Below are 20,831 nucleotides of genomic sequence, written 5' to 3'. Positions count from 1 at the left end.
GTAAACCAGCAAAAAAACGCCGGCTTGGCTTATGAATACAAAGCTATATTGATCCGTTTTCCGGGCGGCGCAAGAGAATTCGCCTGGATCGTCGATCACAAAACGTAAGGGTCCGTATCGAAATATTGAACCTATTTCTGCTTCGTCTGCCATGTTTTCATCATAAATCAAAACAGTATTACAAACGTACTTTTTTACAAAAGCCTTTTTATCCTGATGATTGCCATAAAGGAATTGCGTCGTGAAACTTGTGACCTGCTGCTCCTTCAAGGGCGGTGCGGGCAAGACCACAGCCCTGATGGGTCTGTGTTCCGCCCTCGCTGCCGGAGCGAAGACCGTTGCCCTTCTCGAAGCCGACGAAAACCGCCCGCTTATCCGCTGGCGCGAAAACGCGCTGGCGAATGAGAGCTGGGACGAACAGTGCGACGTTTTCGTCGCCGACGAGATGGAGCTTCTGGAGCAGGCCTATGAGGAGGCGGAGTCGCGCGGCTTTGACTATGCGCTCGCCGATACCCATGGCGGCTCCAGCGAACTGAACAACACGATCATAGCTTCGTCGGATTTTCTGATCGTACCAACCATGCTGACGCCGCTCGATATGGACGAGGCGCTGGCCACATATCGCTACATTATCGAATTGCTGATGGGTGAAAATCTGTCGGTGCCGACGGCGGTCCTTCGCCAGCGTGTGCCGGTCGGGCGGATGACCGTCTCGCAGAAATCCGTCATGGACATGCTGAGCGCACTGCCGCTCTTCGATCCCTCCATGCATGAGCGCGACGCATACGCTGCGATGAAGGAGCGCGGCATGTTGCATATGACCCTGCAGCACATGCTCGCCAATCCGGCGATGCGGCTGCACCAGCGTAATCACCAGGCGGCGATGGAAGAACTTGGCCAGATGCGCAACTTCGTTGAGCACGCGCTGGAGGGATAATGATGGCGATTCGAAAACCCCGCCTTTCAGTGACCGAAGCCCGCACCAAGGCCACCGCCAACGATTCGCAGTCGGCCAACTCGCTCCCGCCGCGCCATAGCTCCACCCCCTCCGCCAGGCAGCAAGGTGAGCCGGGACGGCAAAGGGTTGAAACGCCGCCGACAGACGCTCCAACGCCCCCTCCCCTGCAAGCCGCCGTGCCGGCGCCCGCAATGCTGCGACCGATCGAGGATGCCGAGCCCGAACCCAAGGTGCAGGTTTTCGTGTCGGCGGTATTGCCAGCCAAGGGTGTCTCGCCGAGCTTCGATATGCTGTGCCGTCAGTATCGGCCGTCGAAAGCGCTTCAAATGATCCTGCGCAGGGCTCTCGACGATTACGAGGCCCTGCTGCAAAGCGGTGGCTATAAAAAATGCCCTTCCAGCTACGAGACCGTGCGACTGAGCGATCAGGGCGCGCTCATCCAGACATCGCGGATGATGCCCGTTGCGCTGGTATCGGTCGCGCGCGCGCATTTCGATCCACTCGGGCTGGAAAGCACCCGCGCCTTCGGCCGAAAATTGGCAAGCACGGCTCTCGCCGCTTTTTTTCGGGCGGAAGCCAAGCGAGCGAAACAATTGCCTTGAGGGGCAATGGCATCGCGGCGCCTCCCCTCCCCTATTCTCGTGCGCTAAGTGTGGACGTGTGGCGCGACAGACGACGGTGACCCAGGCCGGGTATAGAGATGGGCCGTTCCTTGTCGGGCTGTGCTACGGATCGTTGCGAGATCTCGTCGGTTGAGCGGCTGTCTCCCGCGTAGTCGTGCAGTTCCAGAGTGGTAAAATCGCGTTAACCCTATTTCGCTTGACACGACTCGGTAGCGCACCGACACTCATTAACGGTTTTTATCGTGTAGTGATCGCGTAGGCGTTAGTCGTGAAATCAGGCGAAACTGGCAAGGCAAATCGGAATTGCTGCCGCGAGCCGTTGATCGCTTCTATCGTCATGATCACCCTGAATTGATTGATGGCGAGAGGAGTTGGCAGCTGTCAACTGCTTGCAAGGACGACGATGGACGAGCTGGGACGTATTCTGGTCAGAGGGAAGATTTAGATGGCGCAGACCGCGCAAACCGCTTTCGAGGGCGATGGGGAGATCGATAAGGCCTCTCCCCTGCCCCCGGCCGATGAGCAGATCGCGGCAGATGCGGCTCTGCTTTCGGAGCAGCTATCGATGATGCGTCATCGCCTTTTTCCGCCGACAAGTCAGAAGACGCTGCGCGCGTTCACAAGCGGCGAAGCGGCGCGTCTGATCGGCGTATCCGATTCCTATCTGCGGCAACTATCCATCAATGGCGAAGGACCACAGCCGGAAACCGGTCCTGGTGGACGCCGGCTCTATACTCTGACGGACATCAATGCGATGCGCCGTTTTCTGGCGGAGGGCGGCGGGCCGAAAGCGCGAACCTATCTGCCCTGGCGCGATCCGGCGGCGGGTGAGCCACTCCAGGTGATCGCCCTTACGAATTTCAAAGGCGGGTCCGGGAAAACGACCACATCGACCCATCTGGCGCAATATCTGGCACTGGAGGGCTATCGCGTTCTTGCCGTCGATCTCGACCCGCAAGCGTCGATGAGTGCACTGTTCGGCTATCAGCCGGAGATCGATCTTTCGGGCAATGATACGCTCTACGGGGCAATCCGTTACGACGAGGAGCGTCGACCGCTTCGGGATATCATCCGGCCAACCTATTTCGACGGGCTGGATCTGGTGCCGGGCAATCTTGAACTTCAGGAGTTTGAGCACACGACGCCCCGCCATCTGAGCAGCGGGCGCGAGCGCGAAGGCGGTCCGCTTTTCTTCGCGCGTCTGCAATCGGCGCTGGAAACGGTGGCCGATGATTACGACGTGGTCGTCCTCGATTGCCCCCCGCAGCTCGGCTATCTGACGCTGAGCGCGCTGTGCGCGGCGACCAGCGTCATGGTTACCGTTCATCCGCAAATGCTGGACATTGCCTCGATGAGCCAGTTCCTGCTGATGACTTCCGACCTGTTGGCCGTGGTTCGGGAAGCTGGCGCGCGACTGGACTTCTCTTTCATGCGCTATCTGGTCACCCGTTATGAACCCAATGACGGGCCGCAGACACAGATCACCGCCTTTCTGCGAAGCCAGCTGGGAGAGCGTGTCTTGACTGCGCCAATGGTCAAATCAACGGCGATCTCCGATGCGGGTCTGACCAAGCAGACACTTTACGAAGTCGGTCGGGAAAACTTCAATCGCGCCACATACGACCGGGCAATGGAGGCGTTGACAGCTGTCAACAGCGAGATCGAGGGACTGATCCGCGCCGGCTGGGGCCGCACTGAACGGTCTCGCGACGGAGGCGCCAGCCGATGAACGCGACGAGGCAAAAACGCCTGTCCCCGCTCTGCCCGACTCATGGCTTCATTCACCATGAAAGATCCGGGAGCTTTTCCTCATGAGCAAGCGGCGCAAGGAACTGGCCCATCTGTTCGGCACGGTAGGACCGGACCAGAATGATCAGACTGGCGGTTCGGCGGCCGCGACGCCAGCGGAACCGGCAAAGGCGCGATCGTCTGAAGAGCCTGAGGCGAGAAACAGCCCAGTGCGCGCTCCATCGGGGGCCGTGCGTGCCATGGGGCTATCGCTCGGCGGTTTGTCCGATGCTTCACGGCGCGCGGACGAGCTGGAAAAGGAGCTGGCGCGCGCCGAGCGGGTTCACGAAATCGATCCGGGATTGATCGATCCCTCGCCCTGGCGAGACCGGATGAGCGATGCAGAGGATGGCGATCCCGATTTCGACGCCCTCGCCGCGTCCATCGCGAGCGTTGGCCAGCAGGTTCCGGTTCTTCTGCGACCCCATCCCGAAAAGCCGTCCCGTTACCAGGTCGCCTTCGGCCATCGCCGGGTTCATGCCGCGCAGCGCCACGGCCTTTCGGTGCGTGCCGTGGTCAAGCCGTTGGCCGATGCGGAACTCATTTTGGCGCAAGGCAAGGAAAATGCCGAACGGCGCGACCTCTCCTTCATCGAGAGGGCCTTTTTCGCGGAGGCGATCATCGCTGCCGGTTTCGACCGCGCCACGGCGATGCAGGCGCTCGGAATCGATAAGACCGAGATCAGCCGCCTTCTCTCCGTGGCCAATACGGTGCCGCGTCGCTTCGCGGTAGCCATCGGTCCCGCGCCGAAGGTCGGTCGGCCGCGCTGGTTGGCACTTGGTGAGCTGCTCCAGAAAAAGGGCGCGGTCGAGAAAGCCGAGGACGAGATAGGCCGGGATCGCTTTCTTGCCGCCGATAGCGATGCGCGCTTTTCGCTTTTGTCCGATCGGATCAGCGGCAACGCATCCAGGCGAAAAAGCGAAACGCGGCGTATTGCCGGATCTGATGGCGTAGCGATCGGCACGCTTTCTGTGCAGGGCGACAGCGCGCGCCTTGCCTTGCCGGGCGCGGCGGCCAGCGGTTTCGCCGATTATCTGGCGGACTGCCTGCCGGAGCTCGCGGCACGGTTCCGTGAGGAGAGGGAAGGGCGGTAACGACGTTTTCTTAAGCCGCCAAGTGTTTGCGTCTGGCGGCAGTGTCGAGTGAACGATGATGATGGGACACAGGACAAAGGGAAGGATGCGCGAACGCATAAGGTAACGCTATTGCCAGGGGCAAAAACAAAAGCCCCCCGGAACGGAAACCGCTCCAGAGGACCTTCGAAGTAGCATTCTGAAAGAATCAGGTTCGGCCGTTCCTGTCAACCCATAGATGACAATCTGTGGGGCAGGGCAGCTTGTGCCGATTGCCGGGCGCATGAAATACGATGCCGAATTATGAACCTCTGACGCCGTTTGGTGTCGGCGGACCGGCGGCGCTTGCCCAGATCAATGCTGCCGCAGCCGACCGCGCAAGACGCAAGACCAGGCCCCAAAACGATCATTCGGAGGATGGCGCCAGCGGTAATGACCCGTCGCGGGCCGACAAATTTGCGCTGCTTCGGGCACTCACCGAAGCCAGAGGCGCCTTCGGATTGTCCGATCGCACACTGACAGTGCTGTCGGCGCTGCTCTCGTTCCACCCGGATCGTACGATCGATGGCGATGCGCCGACGATCGTCTTTCCTTCCAACAGGGAATTGTCATTGCGTTGCGGTGGCATGGCGCCAGCGACGCTACGGCGGCACCTCGCCGGCCTGATCGGTGCAGGAATGATCCTGCGTAAGGATTCGCCGAACGGTAAACGCTATCGTCGGCGAAAAATGGAAGGCGGCTCGGATGCTTTCGGTTTCGATCTGGCGCCATTCGCCGCAAGGGCAGGGCTCATATATGAGGCTGCCGAGGCAGCGACCGCTCAGGTTCTGGCGGTTCGCGCCGCTCGTGAGGCTGTCAGCCTGATGCTTCGTGACTGCTCGAGCCTGATCACTCTGGCGTTGTCGGAGGGCAGGGCAGGGCCCTGGAGCCGGCTTGCCGAGGCTTTCGCCAAGCTATCGGCGCCATTGCCGCGCCGCGCCGATTTTGATCAGGTGGAAACACGTCGGCGCGCGCTCGCAAGCCTTATGGCCGAAGTGGAGCAAACGTGGCTGGATGGTCTTACAGAAAAAGAAATGAGCGCCAATGAACAGCATAATGAGCGCCACTATCATAATTCAAAAACCGAATCCCTATTTGAAAAAAGCGGCCGTGAAAAAGTAATGGCTCCAGCGGCTGTCCAGAAGGGTTCAACCTATTCGTCTGGCACGGACGGTGGATCGGATAGAGTGACAGTGCCGACCCCTGATCTCCATCAGATACAAGCGCTGCCGCTTTCGGCCGTCTTGTCGCGCTGCCCGTCGATTGGCGATTATGCAGCGAGCCCCATGACAGACTGGACCGAGTTCATCCGGACCGCGGCGCTGGTGCGTGGTTTCCTGGGCATCTCACCGGATGCATGGCGCCAGGCCCGGTCGGTGATGGGCGAAAAGCACGCGGCCATTGTCTTGGCCGCCATTCTGGAACGGGCCGACGAGATTCGCAGTGCTGGCGGCTATCTGCGCGAATTGACCCGCAAGGCCGAACAAGGCCAGTTTTCCGTAATGCCGATGCTGGAAGCCCTGCGGAACCGGCATAGCTAGATGGCTTCGAGCCAGCTCTTCTTGTGTTTTGGCATGTTGCCGCCTATATTGTCGGCATATTGTCAGGCGTCCGATAATGACTGGCGCGATCGAATTGGAGCGGAAACGATGAGCGTTCTTGAACGTGTGACAGAGACATTGGGTGGGCAATCCGTCCTGGGCCGGCCGCTTCGCTCGCAGGCCGATCTGGCAATAGCGGTGCTGGGCCGTCTGCCGCTGGAAAGCTTGACGGGTATCAGCCGAGCGGGGTTTTCCGAGCGCGAGATCGATGTTCTGGTTATTCCGGCGCGGACCCGGCGCCATCGCGCCGCCAAGGCCGAGCGACTGACCGTGGAAGAAAGCGATCGTGCCGTGCGGCTTGCGCGTGTGCAGGCGCAGGCCATCGAGACCTTTGGTGACGAGGCCAGGGCGAGCGCCTGGCTGCGCCGCCCTCTGCGCCAATTGTCCGACAAGGCGCCGCTGACGCTGGTGCGGACGGAAACCGGCGCGCGCCTCGTCGAAACGCTTCTGGCCAAACTCGCTTACGGCGCGGCCGCCTGATCGATGAGCGGATCGATAGCGACCATCTCGTGAAGCTCTATCGCTTATCCATAGCCGCCCATTCACGCGCGCTCGATGGCGGCTATGGCCTGCTGTTCGACGGACGCTGGAACACGGCTGGTCATGCCGTGACCTATATGGCGAGCGTGCCATCGCTCTGTCTGCTGGAAAAGCTGGTCCATGTTGAGGATCCGGTGCTTCTGCCCGATCTCGATATCATCGTTTATGACGTTCCCGACGACTGGTCCATCACGCGGATCGAACCGGATGATCTGCCACCTGCCTGGACGGAAGACGAGGCGCTGACGCAGAGCATCGGCGATGAATGGCACGAAGCACGGCAGAGCCCGCTTCTGAGCGTGCCCTCCGCCATAATCGCCGTAGCGGGGGCTGAGGACCGGAATTTCGTGGTCAATCACAGCCATGAAAGGGCAGGGGACATCACGATCGAAAGCGTTACGCCCTTCCGTTTCGATCCGCGTCTTCTGTGAGGTGATGTTCATCGTGATGCCGGCTGAAGCGACGCAAGCCGATTTCATCGTTTCAGTTCGTCTGTGAAGCGCAACCCTCCACTGAGAACAATCACATCCAGCGCATCATCAAACGCCAAGACTTGGCGGCGGCCATCATTCCAGTATTCATCGTCGGCGATCCACAGAACCAAATATTGGTGGCTTAGCATGGCGTTGGACGACGGCCAAAAGCAGACGATACTCCGTTCACGGCCGTATTGAAAGGTCGCATCAAGCGGCTTCATGCGGTGTTTTGACGCAGTGTGATTGAAATTGCGTGTCCTCACGGATCAATGTTTATTGGGAAGAGAGATATGATAGACTATCGAACTGCATAGATTACGCATATGGTGACTATTACTCGCCAACCGTTTTCATCCGATCACAGCATCTTGCTTCCCCTGCTCCAGCCTGATTGGGCCACGTAAAGATCGGCGGTCCATCGGTTAGACGCTGGCTATCCTTAAAGCATTGGCGCGAAGTTTCGCCTCGTCGACGTCGAGGCCGAAGCCCGGACCGTCGGGAAGATGGATGCGGACCAGTCCGTCGTCGTCTCTTTTGATGAAGGTATGGAGGTTCGTGACATCGAGGCCACCGAGGCGGAGCACCGATCTGTACGAGCCGCCGGCGTCGGCCAGATTGTCGAGGGTCGCCGCGAGGTGCAGCGAGGCGACCTGCGTGATGCCGCCTTCGGCCATCGAATTCGGATAGACCGCGATGCCGTGCTCGGCGGCGAGGCGTGCGATCTTCTGCGCGGTGAGCAGGCCGCCATTCTTGGAGATCTTGACGCTGAAGACCCTTGCCGCCTTCTTCTCGATAATGCGGCGGGCGCTTTCCAGATCCGTCAGGCTTTCATCGACCGAGATCGGGATGGAGGTCATGGCCTGCAACTCGGCCAGTCCATCGATATCGTCCGCCGCGATCGGCTGCTCGAGATAGGCGAGATAGTCGGCGAGGTGCTGGGGCATGGCCGCGAGCAGGGCGCGCGCATCATCGCGCGACCAACCCGTATTGGCGTCGATCTTGAAGACAGCGCGCTCGCCGCATCTCTCCTTGAGGACCCGCAGACGCTCGATCTCGTCCATGGCGGGATAGTTCGCATCGCCGGCCTTCAGCATGAACTGGCGGTAGCCTTCCGCCATGGCTCCCTCTATGGTGGGCAGGACGTCCTCGGCGGTGCCGTTATTGGTCGGGCGGGAGACCTCGATGGCCATGCGCTTGACGTTGCCGAGCAGATCGGCGACGCGAACGCCGCGCTTCTTCGCCTCCAGATCCATGAGGGCCATATTGATCGCCCCCTTGGCCATCAAATGACGGTCAGGGAAGCGCTCGTCGAGCGCTGATTGAACGTCCCAGGGATCGACAGAGTCGAGCTCTCTGACGATTGGCAGCAGGACCTTCTCCAGAGCGTCGAAGTCGTCGTCGGGCCCCTGGCTGGTAAAGGGTTGCCACGGGTTGGCCTCTCCCCACCCTTCGTGGCCTCCGCCGACCAGCTTCACGATGATGGGATAGACGTCGTTCTGCTCGCCGTAGGAGAGCTTGTAGCCGCCGAGGTCGTATCGTCCCTTGAAGACGGTGGCTTCGGTGAGGAAAGGCATTGTCGATAGTCCGCTGGTGGATAAAAGACCGATTTGAACGTGTTGAAAGGATGATGGAATGGAAACCTTACCATTCGGCAACGACGGATCGGTTTTATGAAGAACGTATTCCTTGTTGGCTGGCAATCTCAATCACGCGAGAGAGCCGAACGGAATGGCGGATTTCCGCCCCGTCCTGACGCTCGTAACAGTGCTGCCTCAATGCTGACGTAGCCGCTGATCTTTGGGGCCGTGCAAAGCGATCGGCGATCACCTGACCGGTGAGGCCATTTTTCGGGCCGAGGTCCGGGCAGGATGGATGGCCTCACTTGGTCTTAAGCAACGCCATCGACAAGACAATCCATTCGCGCCGGGCTATGTGTGCCCCCGTTCGCACTTAGGACCTTCCGCCCCTGTGCTCGCTGCGACTTACTGTCAATTGTGCCATGACTATCATACGAACGGCATCTGTCCACGATACCGGCCGGTTGGCGTTCCCAGCACGATCTACTCCGAAAGAGAGCCGACGATGGAGGCAGAGCGCGACGAAGCCGTGACTTCCGTTGGTGCCGAAGAGCCATCCGACAAACCTGGTCCTGCTGCCAACATTACCCTCTCGAACTGTCAGAACAACACGGTGCACATCAACACCTCGGGGAAGCCAAAGCCGGTGATCTACCGAGATGAAGGGACCCAGACCGAGAAGGTGACGTCCACTAAGGACGAGAAGAAGCTGGAGACCGAAGTGAGCCGGTCGAAATCGGCAGGTTCGTCGTGATCGGCGGTTTTGCTCTGAAGCAATCAGCAATTCAGACCATCGATGAAACGGGCAGGGAGCGTCGGTGGCGGTGGCAGGATATATTGGGGTGTCGTCGCTCCCCTCCCTCCGCTACGCTGCGGGGGGTCCCCCGAACCGCGCCGACACCCCAATATCCTATTTTTATTTTTCGATAGAATTGATTGCGCTTCATGGGTGCGCTGCGCGCCGCTCTTGGCGCCAAGGGCGCTTACAGTCACGTGACCACATGCACAAAAGTGGATTGGAGGAACATAGTTGATTGGTTGCTATCATGTCGGGCCGAAGGCTCTGAGCTAAGCTAAAAGAGTGTGGTGCCACGCTGCGTCCAGCGCGGCAGGTCGCATAAAAGCAAAAATCAAAAACAGCAAAACTAAATCCAAATCAAACGAGTGTGATGCCTCTGGCCCGCGAGATGGCCGGCGGCATTGGGAAAACAGAAGGATCAAACCATCATCTGAACAAATAGAAACTGTCCTTATCCCGGAAGATAGAAGCTCTTCTGGACCGAGCGATCAAAGTGTCCCGGGGTCTTGAGAGCCCCAACAAGTTTTTCCTCTGCAGTTCCATCGCCAAAAGTTTTGTCTCGAGCAAATTTCTTCCCCCAAAACGACTTGAGTGCCCTCAGCAGTGCAGCAGCGTCATTTGCCGGAGCGTTGATAATCGCCGGAATGTCGGGCACTCGATTGTTCTGGCGCGACCCAACGTTGATGCTGCCAACGCCGTGGAATGGCATTTCGCGAACGCCTGCGCTGCTATTTCCGATGAAGACACTCGCGTTCTTCTGAAGCACGGAAAAGTGCTCAAAATCGATGTTGGCGGACTGAAAGAACCTGTCACTTCGCTTGCCCTCCAAAATTTTGCCGATGATGTCGCGGATGGCGTCGGTACCGGGGTCGTTGTTTGGCATGATAACGATGAAATTCTTCCCATACTCCTCGAGAGTCGCGAAGAGATAGGCAGCTTGCTCATGCATCCCGTCAAGCTCGGACGTGACAGAGTGAAACGAGACGATGCCATACTCTCCCGCAAACGGAATTCCATACTTTCGCTTCACGTCATTGAGGCTGACGCCGTAGTCGCGAGCATGCGCATCCATTTCGGGAGAGCCGATGTTAAAAACTGTCTGTGGGTGCTGCCCAAGGTTCTTTACAACCAAGTCTTTGGCAGACGCAGAGCAGACGTAGCTGTAGGTCGTGAACGCAGTGACGGCGTGACGGTAACTCTCGTCGATTGAGCCCGAAAGTTCACCGCCTTCGATATGGTGAAGGCGGATGCCATGCTGCCTCGCTACCATGGCAGCGGTGCAGGCCTCCACACGGTCGCCGTGGACAACAACATCGGTGATCTTCCTGTCTCTCAAAACCTTTGCGAGACCCTTGATGGTTTCTTCCATGACCTCAGTTTGGTGGGGGCCAAGAGTTTGGTTCTTGTGCATGTGGAATTGATCGACGCCTTCGAGTTGTCGGACAAGATTTGCCGTGTAGCCGTATGCTTCCTCCAAATGCATTCCAGTGATGAAGACATCGATCTTACCGAGAACTCGAATGAATGCGCGGCAGACGGGTTGAAGTTTGCTCCAATCGGCTCGGGTGCCGGTGACCACAAGGGTGCGGAGATTGTCGGATGCCATCTTGCCAATGATCGAAGCGGCGATGGCGATGGCGATGTTGGTGTTGGGTTGGGTTGGGATGCAGTTCGATTTGAAATGAAGATGGTGAGGTGGGAGAAGAGCGAGGATGAGGGTGAGGAGTGAAAGACGAGAAGGAGGAGGGGAGACCAGCCTTTTATCTTCGAACGAGAGCGGACGACGGAGCAATTATGTCTCCGCGGGTCGGACAGCGCCGGCCAATCAGCTTGCGCCGATCTGAGGGAATTTCTCGTGCAGTATGGAGTGGGGCCAAAAAGCTCGTATTCGCCTGGCCAAGCCCCGAAGGATCAGCCGCCGGTTTCAGCTGACGCTGTCATGATGCCATGAGCGAATTTGAGCAGGTTTTCGGCGAGGCCGAAAGGGATGATCGGCGATCACCAGACAGGCGAGGTTACTTTTTCGGGCTGCGCCTTCCTTGGCGGGAGGGGTATGTTGCATCGCTTCGCAAGCGAGATAAGGGCTGTCTCGTATTCGCAAAATTTGCCTGATTTTGTCTCCGGGATGACGTGGCCGAAAGGGGCTGTGCAGGACGATCGGTGATCCACGAAAACCATGCGGGCCGAGGTCCGGTCATGTGACCTTTGCCAAGACACCCCGGTCGATCATGTGACTTTCGATTTGGCGCCACCGGGGCCAAGACCACGACATCATATGATGCCTTCACGTGACCTCCTCGGTCAGGATATATGATGACGTCACCTTCATTTCTGTATTTGTTCGTCCGACCGTAAGGCTTCTTCTCACTGCGTGTTTAAGCGTGTGTTTGTAAGTTTGATCCTTGAATCGTGAGTTGGTGAATATCTTTGTCGATATCTCCAGATCGTTATTTGTAGGTAGGTCTGCTCGTGCGTCGGCTCGAGCCAACCCTTGAAGTGGTCTTAGAAAACCGGACAGTCGCCGCGGCAACACGCGGATCCCGTTTATTTCGGCGCGTACCGCGCTCGATTGGGACAGCGACGAAGGCGGGTTATACACCGACATCGGTGACGTGATCCGCCAGATTGCGAGCAAGCCGGTCGACGATCTGCATGAACTCTGGCGGCGGATCGTCTTCACGATCCTCGTCTCCAACAAGGACGACCATCTGAAGAACCATGGTTTCATCTATGCCGGCGGAGATCGGTGGCGGCTGTCACCGGCCTTCGACATCAACCCCTCGCCGTCACGGCACCGAGTGCTGGAGACCGGCATCATGCGAGGGGGCTCGTTCGACGCGTCCCTCGATATCGCGCTGGAGGCCTGTGAATTCTTCGACCTGACGCCCACCGACGCCAGGCAGCAGGCATTTCGGACGGCCGAGACGATCGCGAGCAACTGGAAGCAAGCCTTGCGCGATGAAAGTTGTTTCACCGCGGATGTGCATGGCTACGCGGGTGCCTTCGAGCACTTCGAAGTCGAACGCGCGCTATCGATTTGAAGGCCTGCACCAGGCAAACTCAATAGCGAAATTTTTACCCGCCGACGCTTCTTGCTGATGGCGGCAAAGGGGCCCTTAGCAGACCGTCCGGTCACAAACGCAGCGAATAGCTGCCATTCTTAGCAAATTCTGCAGGCTACGATGCAGACGCTGTAACGACCGCTCCGAAGGGCATGTATACGGCGTTCTCGATGGGCATGATCATTCGACGCCGCGGTCATGCCACCGTTCCCCAGACCATCTTCGTATCCGGTTCGCGGAAGGCGAAGCGTTCGAGATGGGATTCGATGATGTGGGCCACCTTATCTCGTCCTTCCGCCGAGGGCGCTTCGACCGCGACGACGAGTTGGTCTTCCTCCGCCGAAAGATGTGCGGTGCCGTCTTCGAAGACGAGAAGCGTGCCGCCATCGACCTCGCGGGCCTCGATCTTGTGGCCGAAATGTTTGGAAAGGCGGATTTCGTAGTCGGCGGCCTTTGCCGTTTCAAACGTTCCGCGCGAGCGGCTGGATTGCGAATTATCGTTGACGTTGGTCGAGGTCATGACAGTTCTCTTCTCTCTTCGGTGAGGGGTATTGCTTGCGGCCGCAGAGGGCTGGCCGGTCACACCATATTCAAGTGTCCGGCGAATATATCGCTTTCATAGTCGCGCCTGAACAGACCCTCTTCCACGAGGAGCGGAACAAGTCGCTCGAGGACGAGATGAAGCGAGCCGATTGAACCGCCGGGTAGCGCGATGAAACCGTCGATCGCGCCGTGCCGGACCCAATCGTCGATCGTCTCGGCCGCGCTTTCTGGTGTTCCGACGATCTGCCAGTGCGCCGAGGCGGACACCTCGGGGCGGCGCAGCAAATCGTCGACGGTAGGGGTTTCGCGCTCGATCAGTCGGCGGAGAAGCTCCGCATGGGTGGCGCTTCGGGGAGCCGTCGTCAGCGGCGGCAGGTCAGTGATGCGGACCGCCCGCCCGCCGCGCCACTCCGACAGGTCGAGACCAATCTGCCTCTTGATGAGTTCCAATTTTCGGCCCCTGTCGGCGTTCCGGTGCGTGAACGCGAAAAGGTCTTCCGCCTCCTTATCGGTCTCGGCGAGATAGAGATTGAGACCCGGAAGGACACGGATCGCGCCCGAGCGCCTGCCCGCCTTCGCGGCACGGCTGTTCAGATCGGCGCGTAATTCGATCGCGGCGTCGCGGTCCGGCGTTGCCGCGAAGACGAGATCGGCAATAGCGGCGGCGAAATCACGACCGTCCGGCGACGCGCCGGCCTGTGCAATAGGGATCGGCGCATTGGGAAGCGCGGGAAGATTGAGAGGGCCGGCCACCGCAAAGTCCTCACCGCGATGATCGATCGGTCGGATCCGTGTGGCATCGGCGAAACGGCCCGTGGAGCGATCGAGCGTAATCGCCTCCGCCGGAAAACTTCGCCACAGTTCCTGGACGACCCTCTCGAATTCCCCGGCCTGGCGGTAGCGTTCGGCGGACGAGGACGCCTTTTCCCGTCCGAAATTCTGGTGCCCGTCGAGGCCTGTCACGATGTTCCAGCCCGCGCGCCCCTTGCTCAGCCGGTTGAGGGACTGGAGCTGCCGGGCTGCGATGTAGGGTGGATAGAATTGGGTGGAGAGCGTCGTCAGAAGGCCGATGGAACGTGTTTCGGTGGCAAGCGCCGCGAACAGTAAAGTCGGATCGAGACCGCCCAAGCCGCCCGGACTTTTTTCGATGAGCGATGGATCGCAGAAAAGGGAATCGGCGCGGAAAAGAAAATCGAGTTTGGCCGCCTCGGCGCGGCGCGCAATGTCGCGATAGAAGGAGAGGTCGAACACGTCCCCGGCCGCACTGTCCTCTCGCCGCCACGCCTCGCCGCCAAGCCAGGTCGCCGAGAGTGAAAGGCCGATATGCAGCTGGGATTTGGGCAAGCGATCGCACTTTCTTCTCTCCGCATGGCGAAATTAATTCTTCTCTGCGGAGAGCATTAGGATTTGCGGAGTAATCTACTCCTGTTTAAGACGCGATCAAGACCGAAGAAGGAAACACCGGAAAGGCATCGATACCTTGGTTCTGGCCGTTCGCGACATTGATGCATCTTACGGAAAGCGGCCGGTTCTGTCCGATCTCAGCGTCACCTTTCGGCGGGGCGTTCTCACAGCGCTGATAGGACCCAACGGGTGCGGCAAATCCACGCTTCTGAAGGCGATATTACGGCTCGTCGATGTCTCGAACGGAAAGGTCACGCTCGACGGCCAGGATATCGAAACGCTCGGTCGCCGCGATCTGGCACGCAGGGTCGCCTACCTACCGCAGGAAAGCGCCTGCCCGGATTATATGACGCTCGGCGAACTGGTGGAACTTGGCGGCCATGCCCGCCGCATGCTGCTGGGCGGGCCGTCGGATGAGGATCGCCGCCTCTTTGCCGATGCGCTTCGGATCGTCGGCCTGGAGAAGATGGCGCATCGTCAGATGAACACGCTTTCCGGCGGTCAGCGCCAGCGGGCATGGATCGCCATGGTACTTGCCCAGAACGCCGACATCATCCTGATGGACGAGCCGGTCAACCATCTCGACGTCACCTATCAATATTCGGTCCTCGAACTGATCCGCGACCTGATCGAGACCCATGGAAAGACCGTTGTCGCCGTGCTGCACGATCTCAACCTCGCAGCCGCCTTTGCCGACGATGTCGTCATGATGGCGGAGGGGCGGATCGTCAGCGTCGGACCGGTTCGCGAGACGCTTGATGAGGGCAATATCCGCCGCGTCTTCGGCGTCGATGCCGATGTGTTCGAACGCGGCGGGCGGCTCGTCTGTCTGCCGCAACGGGCCGAACGCACACCCTCTCGCCATTTATCGTTTCACCCATGAGAGCGTGGCCATGAGAAAGCAGCTCGGCTTCCTCGCACTCGCTGCCACCTTGATCCTGTTGATCGCAGGCGAATTGTCGATCGGTCCGGAGGGAGTGACGCCGGGCCTGGTGATCGCGGCATTGACCGCATTCGATCCGCAAAACTACGATCACGCCATCATCTTCCATCAACGGCTGCCGCGCGTTCTGATCGCCCTCTATGTCGGAACGGTCACGGCCTGCGGCGGCGCGGTTCTTCAGTCCCTGACGCGCAATCCGCTCGCCGCGCCGTCAACGCTCGGCATCACCGGCGGCGCGACCTTTTTCGTCGTCACGGCCGCCTTCCTGTTCGATCTCGGCCTTCAATGGCAAGGCGTTGCCGGACTTGTAGGCGGCGTTGCGGGGTTCGCCGTCGCCGTTCTCGTCGCTCGCGCAACGGGGCGGGGAAATGATCCACGCGGCCTTGCCCTCATCCTCTCCGGCGCATTGACCGGTCTTCTCCTGACCGGCGCGGCGAACGCCGTACTCCTCTCCGATCCCTCCCGCCGGACCAGTTTCCTCGGCTGGCTGAGCGGCAACATCAACCATGTCTATATTGATCGTCTTGCACTGTTCTGGTGGGTCGGCGCAGCCGCGCTCGTCGTCCTCGCTTTGCTTTCCCGTTCGATCACCATGATCGCGATCGGAGCCGACCGCGCCGCAGCGGCGGGTGTCGATGTCGGAAGGGTCTCCGGAGCCGCTCTTCTTGCCGTCTGCCTCGGCACGGCATCCGCCGTTGCCATCTGTGGGCCGGTCGCCTTTGTCGGCCTCGTCGTGCCGCATATGGTTCGGCCGCTCACCGGACTTGGCCTTTCGCGGCTCATGCCGGCGGCTGCCGTGGCCGGGGCGTCCATCTGCCTCGCAGCCGATCTTATCGGACGTCTCGCCTTCCAGCCCTACACGGTCAGCACCGGCGTCCTCATGGATGCGATCGGCGGCATCGCCTTCGCGCTTCTCGTCCGTCGGCATTATATCGCCTCGCCAGGCCGGAGCACGGCATGAAGCGGCTTCGCTCGACCGATGGCAGGCCCATCCTCTCGGGTCCCGCAGGGCTGCAAATCCCGCTGCATGATCTGGCGGCGGCGGCTCTTCTCATCGTGATCGGTCTCGTGCTCTCCGCCATCTCGATCAATCTCGGCGTCACCCGCGTCGCGCTCGCCAATCTCGTCACCGGCGAGCTTTCGGCCTCCGAACGCTATGCCCTATTCGACGTTCGTCTGCCGCGGATCCTTCTTGGCTTCATGGCCGGCTGGTCAGTCGCCATAGCGGGCGCTGTCCTGCAATCGCTCGCCCGCAACCCGCTGGCCGATCCGGGCCTTCTCGGTATCAGCCAAGGATCGATGGTGACGATCATGTTGCTGCTCGTCTTCCTGCCGACGATCAATCCCACCTTCATCCCCATTGCCGCGCTCATCGGCGGACTGGCTGTCGCGCTCGCGCTCATTCTTTTGACCGGGCGGCAGGCCGCCAGCGGGCTTGCCGTTCTCCTGATGGGGATCGCGATCGAGACGTCGTTGTCCTCGATCCTCTCGATCCTTCTTCTCTATCTGCCGCCTGATCTTTCCTACGCGATGGCCGACTGGCTAGCCGGCTCGCTATCTCTCGCAAGTCTCGGTGCGGCAATTAGCTATCTGCCCTGGTTCGCCGCAAGCATCGTCTGCACCCTTCTGATCGGTCCAAAACTCCGCGTCATCGAACTCGGCCCTTCGCTCGCGCTGTCGCTCGGCGAGCCGACCGGACGCACTCAGCCTCTTGCGCTTCTTGGCGCCGTTCTCATCAGTTCCGCAGCGGTGACGGCTGTCGGGCCGCTTATCTTTCTTGGCGTGATGGCGCCGCATCTCTCCAACTTCATCTCGCCGGCGACCGGTCGCGCACGGCTTGTCCTCTCCGGCCTTACAGGCGGGCTTCTCGTCATCGCGGCCGATATTCTGACGCGGGCCTTGCCCGGCACGATCGGCCTTCCCATCGGCCTTGGTCTGACGCTGGTCGGCGTGCCGCTTTTTATCCTGACGCTTCGTCTGCGAACGATGCGCGAAAACCATATTCATTAAGGGAGAGCCATTTTGCGCGGTATTCTTTTCGTTCTCACAACCATTTTTGTGACCTCGAGTGCTTCGCTCGCGGCCGAACGGACTGTCACAGACGATGCGGGTCGCCAGATTACGATCCCCGACGAGCCGGAGCGCATCGTCGTCCTTCACGAAGCGCTTCTTGGTGTGCCGCTTGCCGATCTTGGCCTCGTTCCGGTGGGCAGCTATGGCCGTGGCGACGACGGACAGAGCCTGATGGCGGTCGATTTCTACCGGGACGTTCTCGGGGTGCGCGCGCCGTCCACCACGCCCAGGGGTATCGGGCCGATTGGCGAGATCGATCTGGAACGTCTCGGCGCACTTGAGCCCGATCTCATCATCGGAACGGACCGCGACGGCAGCAAGATCGAAAGGCTGTCGACGATCGCTCCGGTTTATATCCAGAATGCGAGCGCGGGGCGCGTATCCGGTTTTCAAACACAGGCCGAGCTTGCCGAACTTCTCGGTCGGCAGGCGATTTTTGAACAGCGCCGAGACGCCTATCTCGAACGCGCGCGGGAATTAAGAGCGACAGAAGGCTCGACCAGCGGTCGCCGCGACTATCTCGGTCTCTTCCTCACCGACCAGCTCAACGCTATCGGCGATGTGACCGGCGTTGCGCAGGCCATGAGCGACCTTGGCTATTCGCGCCTTGCCCTGGCGCCCACCGACGGCGGGAGCGGCATGGGCTCGTCGCTTTTCGTTCCGCTAAGCACAGAAATTGTCGGTCGCCTCGACCCGGATATTCTACTCGCCATGAACACTTACGCCGGTGGGCGGGACGAGGATGCCGTCCGCTCGTCGCTCGACCGGATCGTACCGGGCTGGAGCCGCTTCCTTAAACCGGCCATCGATGGCCGCATCCTCTATCTCGATTCCGCGAAGGTGGTGACGCCCTCCATCGCGAGCGCGGAGAACACGCTCGATGCCTATGAAGACTGGCTGGCAGGCCGCTAGAGCGGAACTAGACGCTAAAAAGAGATGATGCGCGAACCGGTCTCAGCCGTTTCGCGCATCATTCCGATCCGTCTTGAGCTGTCGCGAACGGCCCACCGACCGCGACACGCCGTCGTCAGAAACTCACCTGAAGCCCCGCGCCGATCTCGCGCGGCTGAACGATGGATGCTTCCACAAAACCACCGCTTGCCCGGTTCTGGCGCTTCAGGGTCGCCGAACGGTCGTCGAACAGATTGTTCACGTAAGCGAAAGCCTTGAAGTTGTCCTGCGGGCTGAAAGCCGCGCGAAGGTCGACGACGGTGTAGCTTCCGACAGCCAGATCGTCGCTGTTCGCATCATCGGAGAAATATCCATCCGAATGGCGAAGGCTGGCACCGAAGCTGAGATTCTCCCGTATGTCCCAATCGAAGCCGAAGGAAAGCGTATAGTTCGGGGCGCGGCTGAAATCATTGCCTTCCGAGATGCCCGCAGCGGCGGCGCCGATCTCTTTGATCTCGGTCGATAGAAGGCCGAGACCTGCTTGAACGCGCAGATCGCTTCGGACATCGTATTCCGCGCCAACTTCGAGGCCGTAGGACCGGGCATCCTCCACATTCACCGTATAGGACTGGAAGAAGGGGCCGACCTGTCCGACTTCGACATAGCGCTGGGCATCTTCGAAATCGCTGTAGAAAACATTGGCGTTGATGCGCAGGCGGTCGTCTAGAAGGCTCGTTCGTGCAAACAGCTCGTAATTCCATACGGTCTCTTCATCGTAGAGATAGTACTGGTTGCCGACTAAATCGAGCGAGACGCCACCAGGATTGTAGCCACGGCTGACAAGAGCGCCGACCGTGACATCCTCAGTCAGATCATAAGCAAGCGAAAGCTTTGGCAGAAGAGCATCGAACGTCTCGTCGTAATCGAGGGGCCGCTCTCCCCGGCCGAACGTCGCAAGACCCTCCCGCTGGATGCGATCGTGCTGGTAGCGAAGGCTGCCGGAAGCGACCCACCGATCGAGGAACCGGTAGTTCACTTCGCCGAAGATGCTCATATTCTGCTTGTCGTCGTCGAAGTTCGAAACGAAGGCGTTGCCCAGTCGATCGGTAAGGGACAACTCGTCCGCGCTCGCGGTATAACCCAGATAGGCGCCGACGACCCCGCTTGCGCCGTTTACATCCGGATCGCCGAAGATCAGGCGCGTTTCGTTGGAGACATTGTCGGCCTCGATGCTGGCGGACCCATTCTCCGCCGGTGTCGCCGTACGGTCGGTTTCGGCACGGTTGTACTGCAATTCGTTATAGAACTTCATGCCGTTGTCGAAGAGGTAGGAGATGTCGATCATGCCGCCGCCGACATTGTTCTCGTAGGTCGGATTGGACGGCGTGATGTTGTCGAGATCATCATAGGGCGGCGATGCCGCTTCGAAGGTCGGCCGGTTGTTGTAGCTGTAGAAGCCCGTGATCTTGGCCTCGAAGCCCGGAAGCGCATCCGGGACGAAGAGCAGCTTGCCCCGGCCGTTGAAGCTGTCGAGATCGAGGTCGCCATCGGACTGGAAACCCGGAGCGACGTAATCGATGAATGTATCGCGCCGGTTGTAGTCGATCGCGACGCGGCCTGCGACCTGGTCAGAAAGCGGACCGGACGCCACCATTGCCGCACCGAACCGGTCGTAGCTGCCATATTGCGTTTGTGCCCGGAACTCCGGCTCGAACGTCGGGTCCTTGGTGTCGATGATGACCGCGCCTGCGATGCTGTTGGCACCCTGGCTGATCGTCTGCGGACCGCGATAGACCTCGATGGATTCCACGTCCCAAAGCGAGGAGAAGCCGAAGATGAGTTCGTTGAAGTTGAGCGTCCGTCCATCGACCTCAACAGCCGTCCGCGGTGTCGTGCCGGAAAAGAACGCGGTCGCGCCGCTATTCGGGCCTTCGCTGGCCTGCCCGCGAATGGTCGGCGCACTCAACAAGCCGCCTTCCGCCGGCACCGTGACGTTCGGTACGCGACTTACCGCCTCCAGGACCGATTCATCGCCGAAACGGCGTTGAATATCGTCATCGGTCATGACCGCGATGGAAGAAGCGGTCTGCCGGACGCTGCGCTCCAGATTTTCACCGGAGACGGTGATCGTCTCGAGGACGGTGACGTTCTCCTGAGCCGAGGCGCTGCCCGCGGAGACCGCGAGAGCCAGCACAGCGCAACCGCCGGTCAGATGATTGTATAGCGAGTTGGACTTCATTTCCTGCCTTCCTCAACGGATCGAGTTTGCAATGAGGCGTGTTCGCCGGCGATCGATAACCGAAGACAATTTCTCCGCCATGCAGAATCGTAACCGCGATGCGGAAAGAAAGGCCGACGCGGAAAACTTGTGTCAAAAAGGCAACATTTAGCGGCTCTATTCGCTGCCGACGTCTTCGGTATAAGGGGCGGCACTCAGTCTT

18 protein-coding genes and 1 pseudogene are annotated in these 20,831 nt (G+C 59.8%); 13 read left to right on the top strand and 6 right to left on the bottom strand.

The features are described from left to right. Nucleotides 1–241: 241 nt before the first annotated feature. The 7 genes from D8780_RS14830 (at nt 242) to D8780_RS14800 (ending at nt 7,053) form a co-directional block, all read left to right on the top strand. On the top strand, nt 242–937 hold the full coding sequence (locus D8780_RS14830; protein WP_121646653.1) for a conjugal transfer ATPase VirC1: 696 nt from the start codon (nt 242–244) through the stop codon (nt 935–937). After that, a complete protein-coding gene (locus tag D8780_RS14825) occupies nt 937–1,560 on the top strand; it encodes a VirC2 family conjugal transfer protein (RefSeq protein ID WP_121646652.1) in 624 nt (207 codons plus the stop codon). Before D8780_RS14830 ends, D8780_RS14825 begins: the two co-directional genes overlap by 1 nt. A 466-nt stretch (nt 1,561–2,026) precedes the next feature. Continuing rightward, nucleotides 2,027–3,310, top strand: coding sequence for a plasmid partitioning protein RepA (gene repA / locus D8780_RS14820; protein WP_121646651.1), 1,284 nt, complete (start codon nt 2,027–2,029; stop codon nt 3,308–3,310). 82 nt (nt 3,311–3,392) lie between these two features. Next, the gene (gene repB, locus D8780_RS14815) at nt 3,393–4,463 is read left to right on the top strand and encodes a plasmid partitioning protein RepB (protein ID WP_121646650.1); all 1,071 of its coding nucleotides are present in this window, start codon (nt 3,393–3,395) and stop codon (nt 4,461–4,463) included. Between the two features lie 272 nt (nt 4,464–4,735). After that, entirely contained in the window at nt 4,736–6,022 is a 1,287-nt protein-coding gene (repC, locus tag D8780_RS14810) for a plasmid replication protein RepC (protein ID WP_121646649.1), read from the top strand. Nucleotides 6,023–6,130: 108 nt separating this feature from the next. Next, complete coding sequence (gene parS, locus D8780_RS14805; protein ID WP_121646732.1) at nt 6,131–6,562, top strand: type II RES/Xre toxin-antitoxin system antitoxin; 432 nt, start codon at nt 6,131–6,133, stop codon at nt 6,560–6,562. Nucleotides 6,563–6,591: 29 nt separating this feature from the next. After that, a complete protein-coding gene (locus D8780_RS14800; RefSeq protein WP_121646648.1) occupies nt 6,592–7,053 on the top strand; it encodes an RES family NAD+ phosphorylase in 462 nt (153 codons plus the stop codon). Nucleotides 7,054–7,097: 44 nt separating this feature from the next. Here the strand turns inward: D8780_RS14800 and D8780_RS14795 are convergent, their stop codons facing one another. Next, nucleotides 7,098–7,319 (bottom strand): hypothetical protein, encoded by a 222-nt coding sequence (locus tag D8780_RS14795; RefSeq protein ID WP_121646647.1) that lies wholly within the window; start codon nt 7,317–7,319, stop codon nt 7,098–7,100. A 201-nt stretch (nt 7,320–7,520) separates the two neighbouring features. After that, nucleotides 7,521–8,672 carry a mandelate racemase/muconate lactonizing enzyme family protein gene (locus tag D8780_RS14790; protein ID WP_121646646.1) on the bottom strand — a complete coding sequence of 384 codons (1,152 nt, stop codon included), beginning with the start codon at nt 8,670–8,672 and terminating at the stop codon, nt 7,521–7,523. A 508-nt stretch (nt 8,673–9,180) separates the two neighbouring features. On the opposite strand from D8780_RS14790, the gene D8780_RS14785 reads away from it, so the two are divergent. After that, nucleotides 9,181–9,429, top strand: coding sequence for a hypothetical protein (locus tag D8780_RS14785; RefSeq protein WP_121646645.1), 249 nt, complete (start codon nt 9,181–9,183; stop codon nt 9,427–9,429). A 496-nt stretch (nt 9,430–9,925) separates the two neighbouring features. On the opposite strand, the gene neuC is transcribed toward D8780_RS14785, so the two are convergent. After that, nucleotides 9,926–11,266 (bottom strand): UDP-N-acetylglucosamine 2-epimerase, encoded by a 1,341-nt coding sequence (gene neuC, locus D8780_RS14780; protein ID WP_121646644.1) that lies wholly within the window; start codon nt 11,264–11,266, stop codon nt 9,926–9,928. A 739-nt stretch (nt 11,267–12,005) separates the two neighbouring features. Here neuC and D8780_RS14775 point away from each other — a divergent pair. Next, nucleotides 12,006–12,515: pseudogene (locus tag D8780_RS14775) on the top strand (type II toxin-antitoxin system HipA family toxin); the annotation flags it as partial. A gap of 217 nt (nt 12,516–12,732) precedes the next feature. On the opposite strand, the gene D8780_RS14770 reads toward D8780_RS14775, so the two are convergent. Together D8780_RS14770 and D8780_RS14765 are read right to left on the bottom strand one after the other, a co-directional pair. Then, the gene (locus D8780_RS14770) at nt 12,733–13,056 is read right to left on the bottom strand and encodes a DUF2218 domain-containing protein (protein ID WP_121646642.1); all 324 of its coding nucleotides are present in this window, start codon (nt 13,054–13,056) and stop codon (nt 12,733–12,735) included. Between the two features lie 59 nt (nt 13,057–13,115). After that, nucleotides 13,116–14,423, bottom strand: a complete 1,308-nt coding sequence (locus D8780_RS14765) for an NtaA/DmoA family FMN-dependent monooxygenase (protein ID WP_121646641.1) — start codon at nt 14,421–14,423, stop codon at nt 13,116–13,118. Nucleotides 14,424–14,559: 136 nt separating this feature from the next. Between D8780_RS14765 and D8780_RS14760 the strand changes: the two genes are divergently transcribed. The 4 genes from D8780_RS14760 to D8780_RS14745 are packed head-to-tail and all read left to right on the top strand — an operon-like array spanning nt 14,560 to nt 18,411. After that, a complete protein-coding gene (locus D8780_RS14760) occupies nt 14,560–15,366 on the top strand; it encodes an ABC transporter ATP-binding protein (protein ID WP_245412425.1) in 807 nt (268 codons plus the stop codon). Nucleotides 15,367–15,376: 10 nt separating this feature from the next. Next, on the top strand, nt 15,377–16,387 hold the full coding sequence (locus tag D8780_RS14755) for a FecCD family ABC transporter permease (RefSeq protein WP_121646640.1): 1,011 nt from the start codon (nt 15,377–15,379) through the stop codon (nt 16,385–16,387). Next, the gene (locus tag D8780_RS14750) at nt 16,384–17,436 is read left to right on the top strand and encodes a FecCD family ABC transporter permease (protein ID WP_121646639.1); all 1,053 of its coding nucleotides are present in this window, start codon (nt 16,384–16,386) and stop codon (nt 17,434–17,436) included. Before D8780_RS14755 ends, D8780_RS14750 begins: the two co-directional genes overlap by 4 nt. Nucleotides 17,437–17,448: 12 nt before the next feature. Next, nucleotides 17,449–18,411, top strand: a complete 963-nt coding sequence (locus tag D8780_RS14745; RefSeq protein WP_245412424.1) for an ABC transporter substrate-binding protein — start codon at nt 17,449–17,451, stop codon at nt 18,409–18,411. 115 nt (nt 18,412–18,526) lie between these two features. Here D8780_RS14745 and D8780_RS14740 read toward each other — a convergent pair whose 3' ends face one another. Continuing rightward, nucleotides 18,527–20,629: a TonB-dependent receptor gene (locus D8780_RS14740; protein ID WP_121646637.1), complete on the bottom strand. Its 2,103-nt coding sequence runs from the start codon at nt 20,627–20,629 to the stop codon at nt 18,527–18,529. Nucleotides 20,630–20,831: the final 202 nt, after the last annotated feature.

Source organism: Notoacmeibacter ruber, assembly GCF_003668555.1.
Taxonomy (GTDB): domain Bacteria; phylum Pseudomonadota; class Alphaproteobacteria; order Rhizobiales; family Rhizobiaceae; genus Notoacmeibacter; species Notoacmeibacter ruber.
The sequence above is the reverse complement of the archived record's forward strand: the minus strand, read 5'-3'. Positions and strand labels throughout refer to the sequence as shown.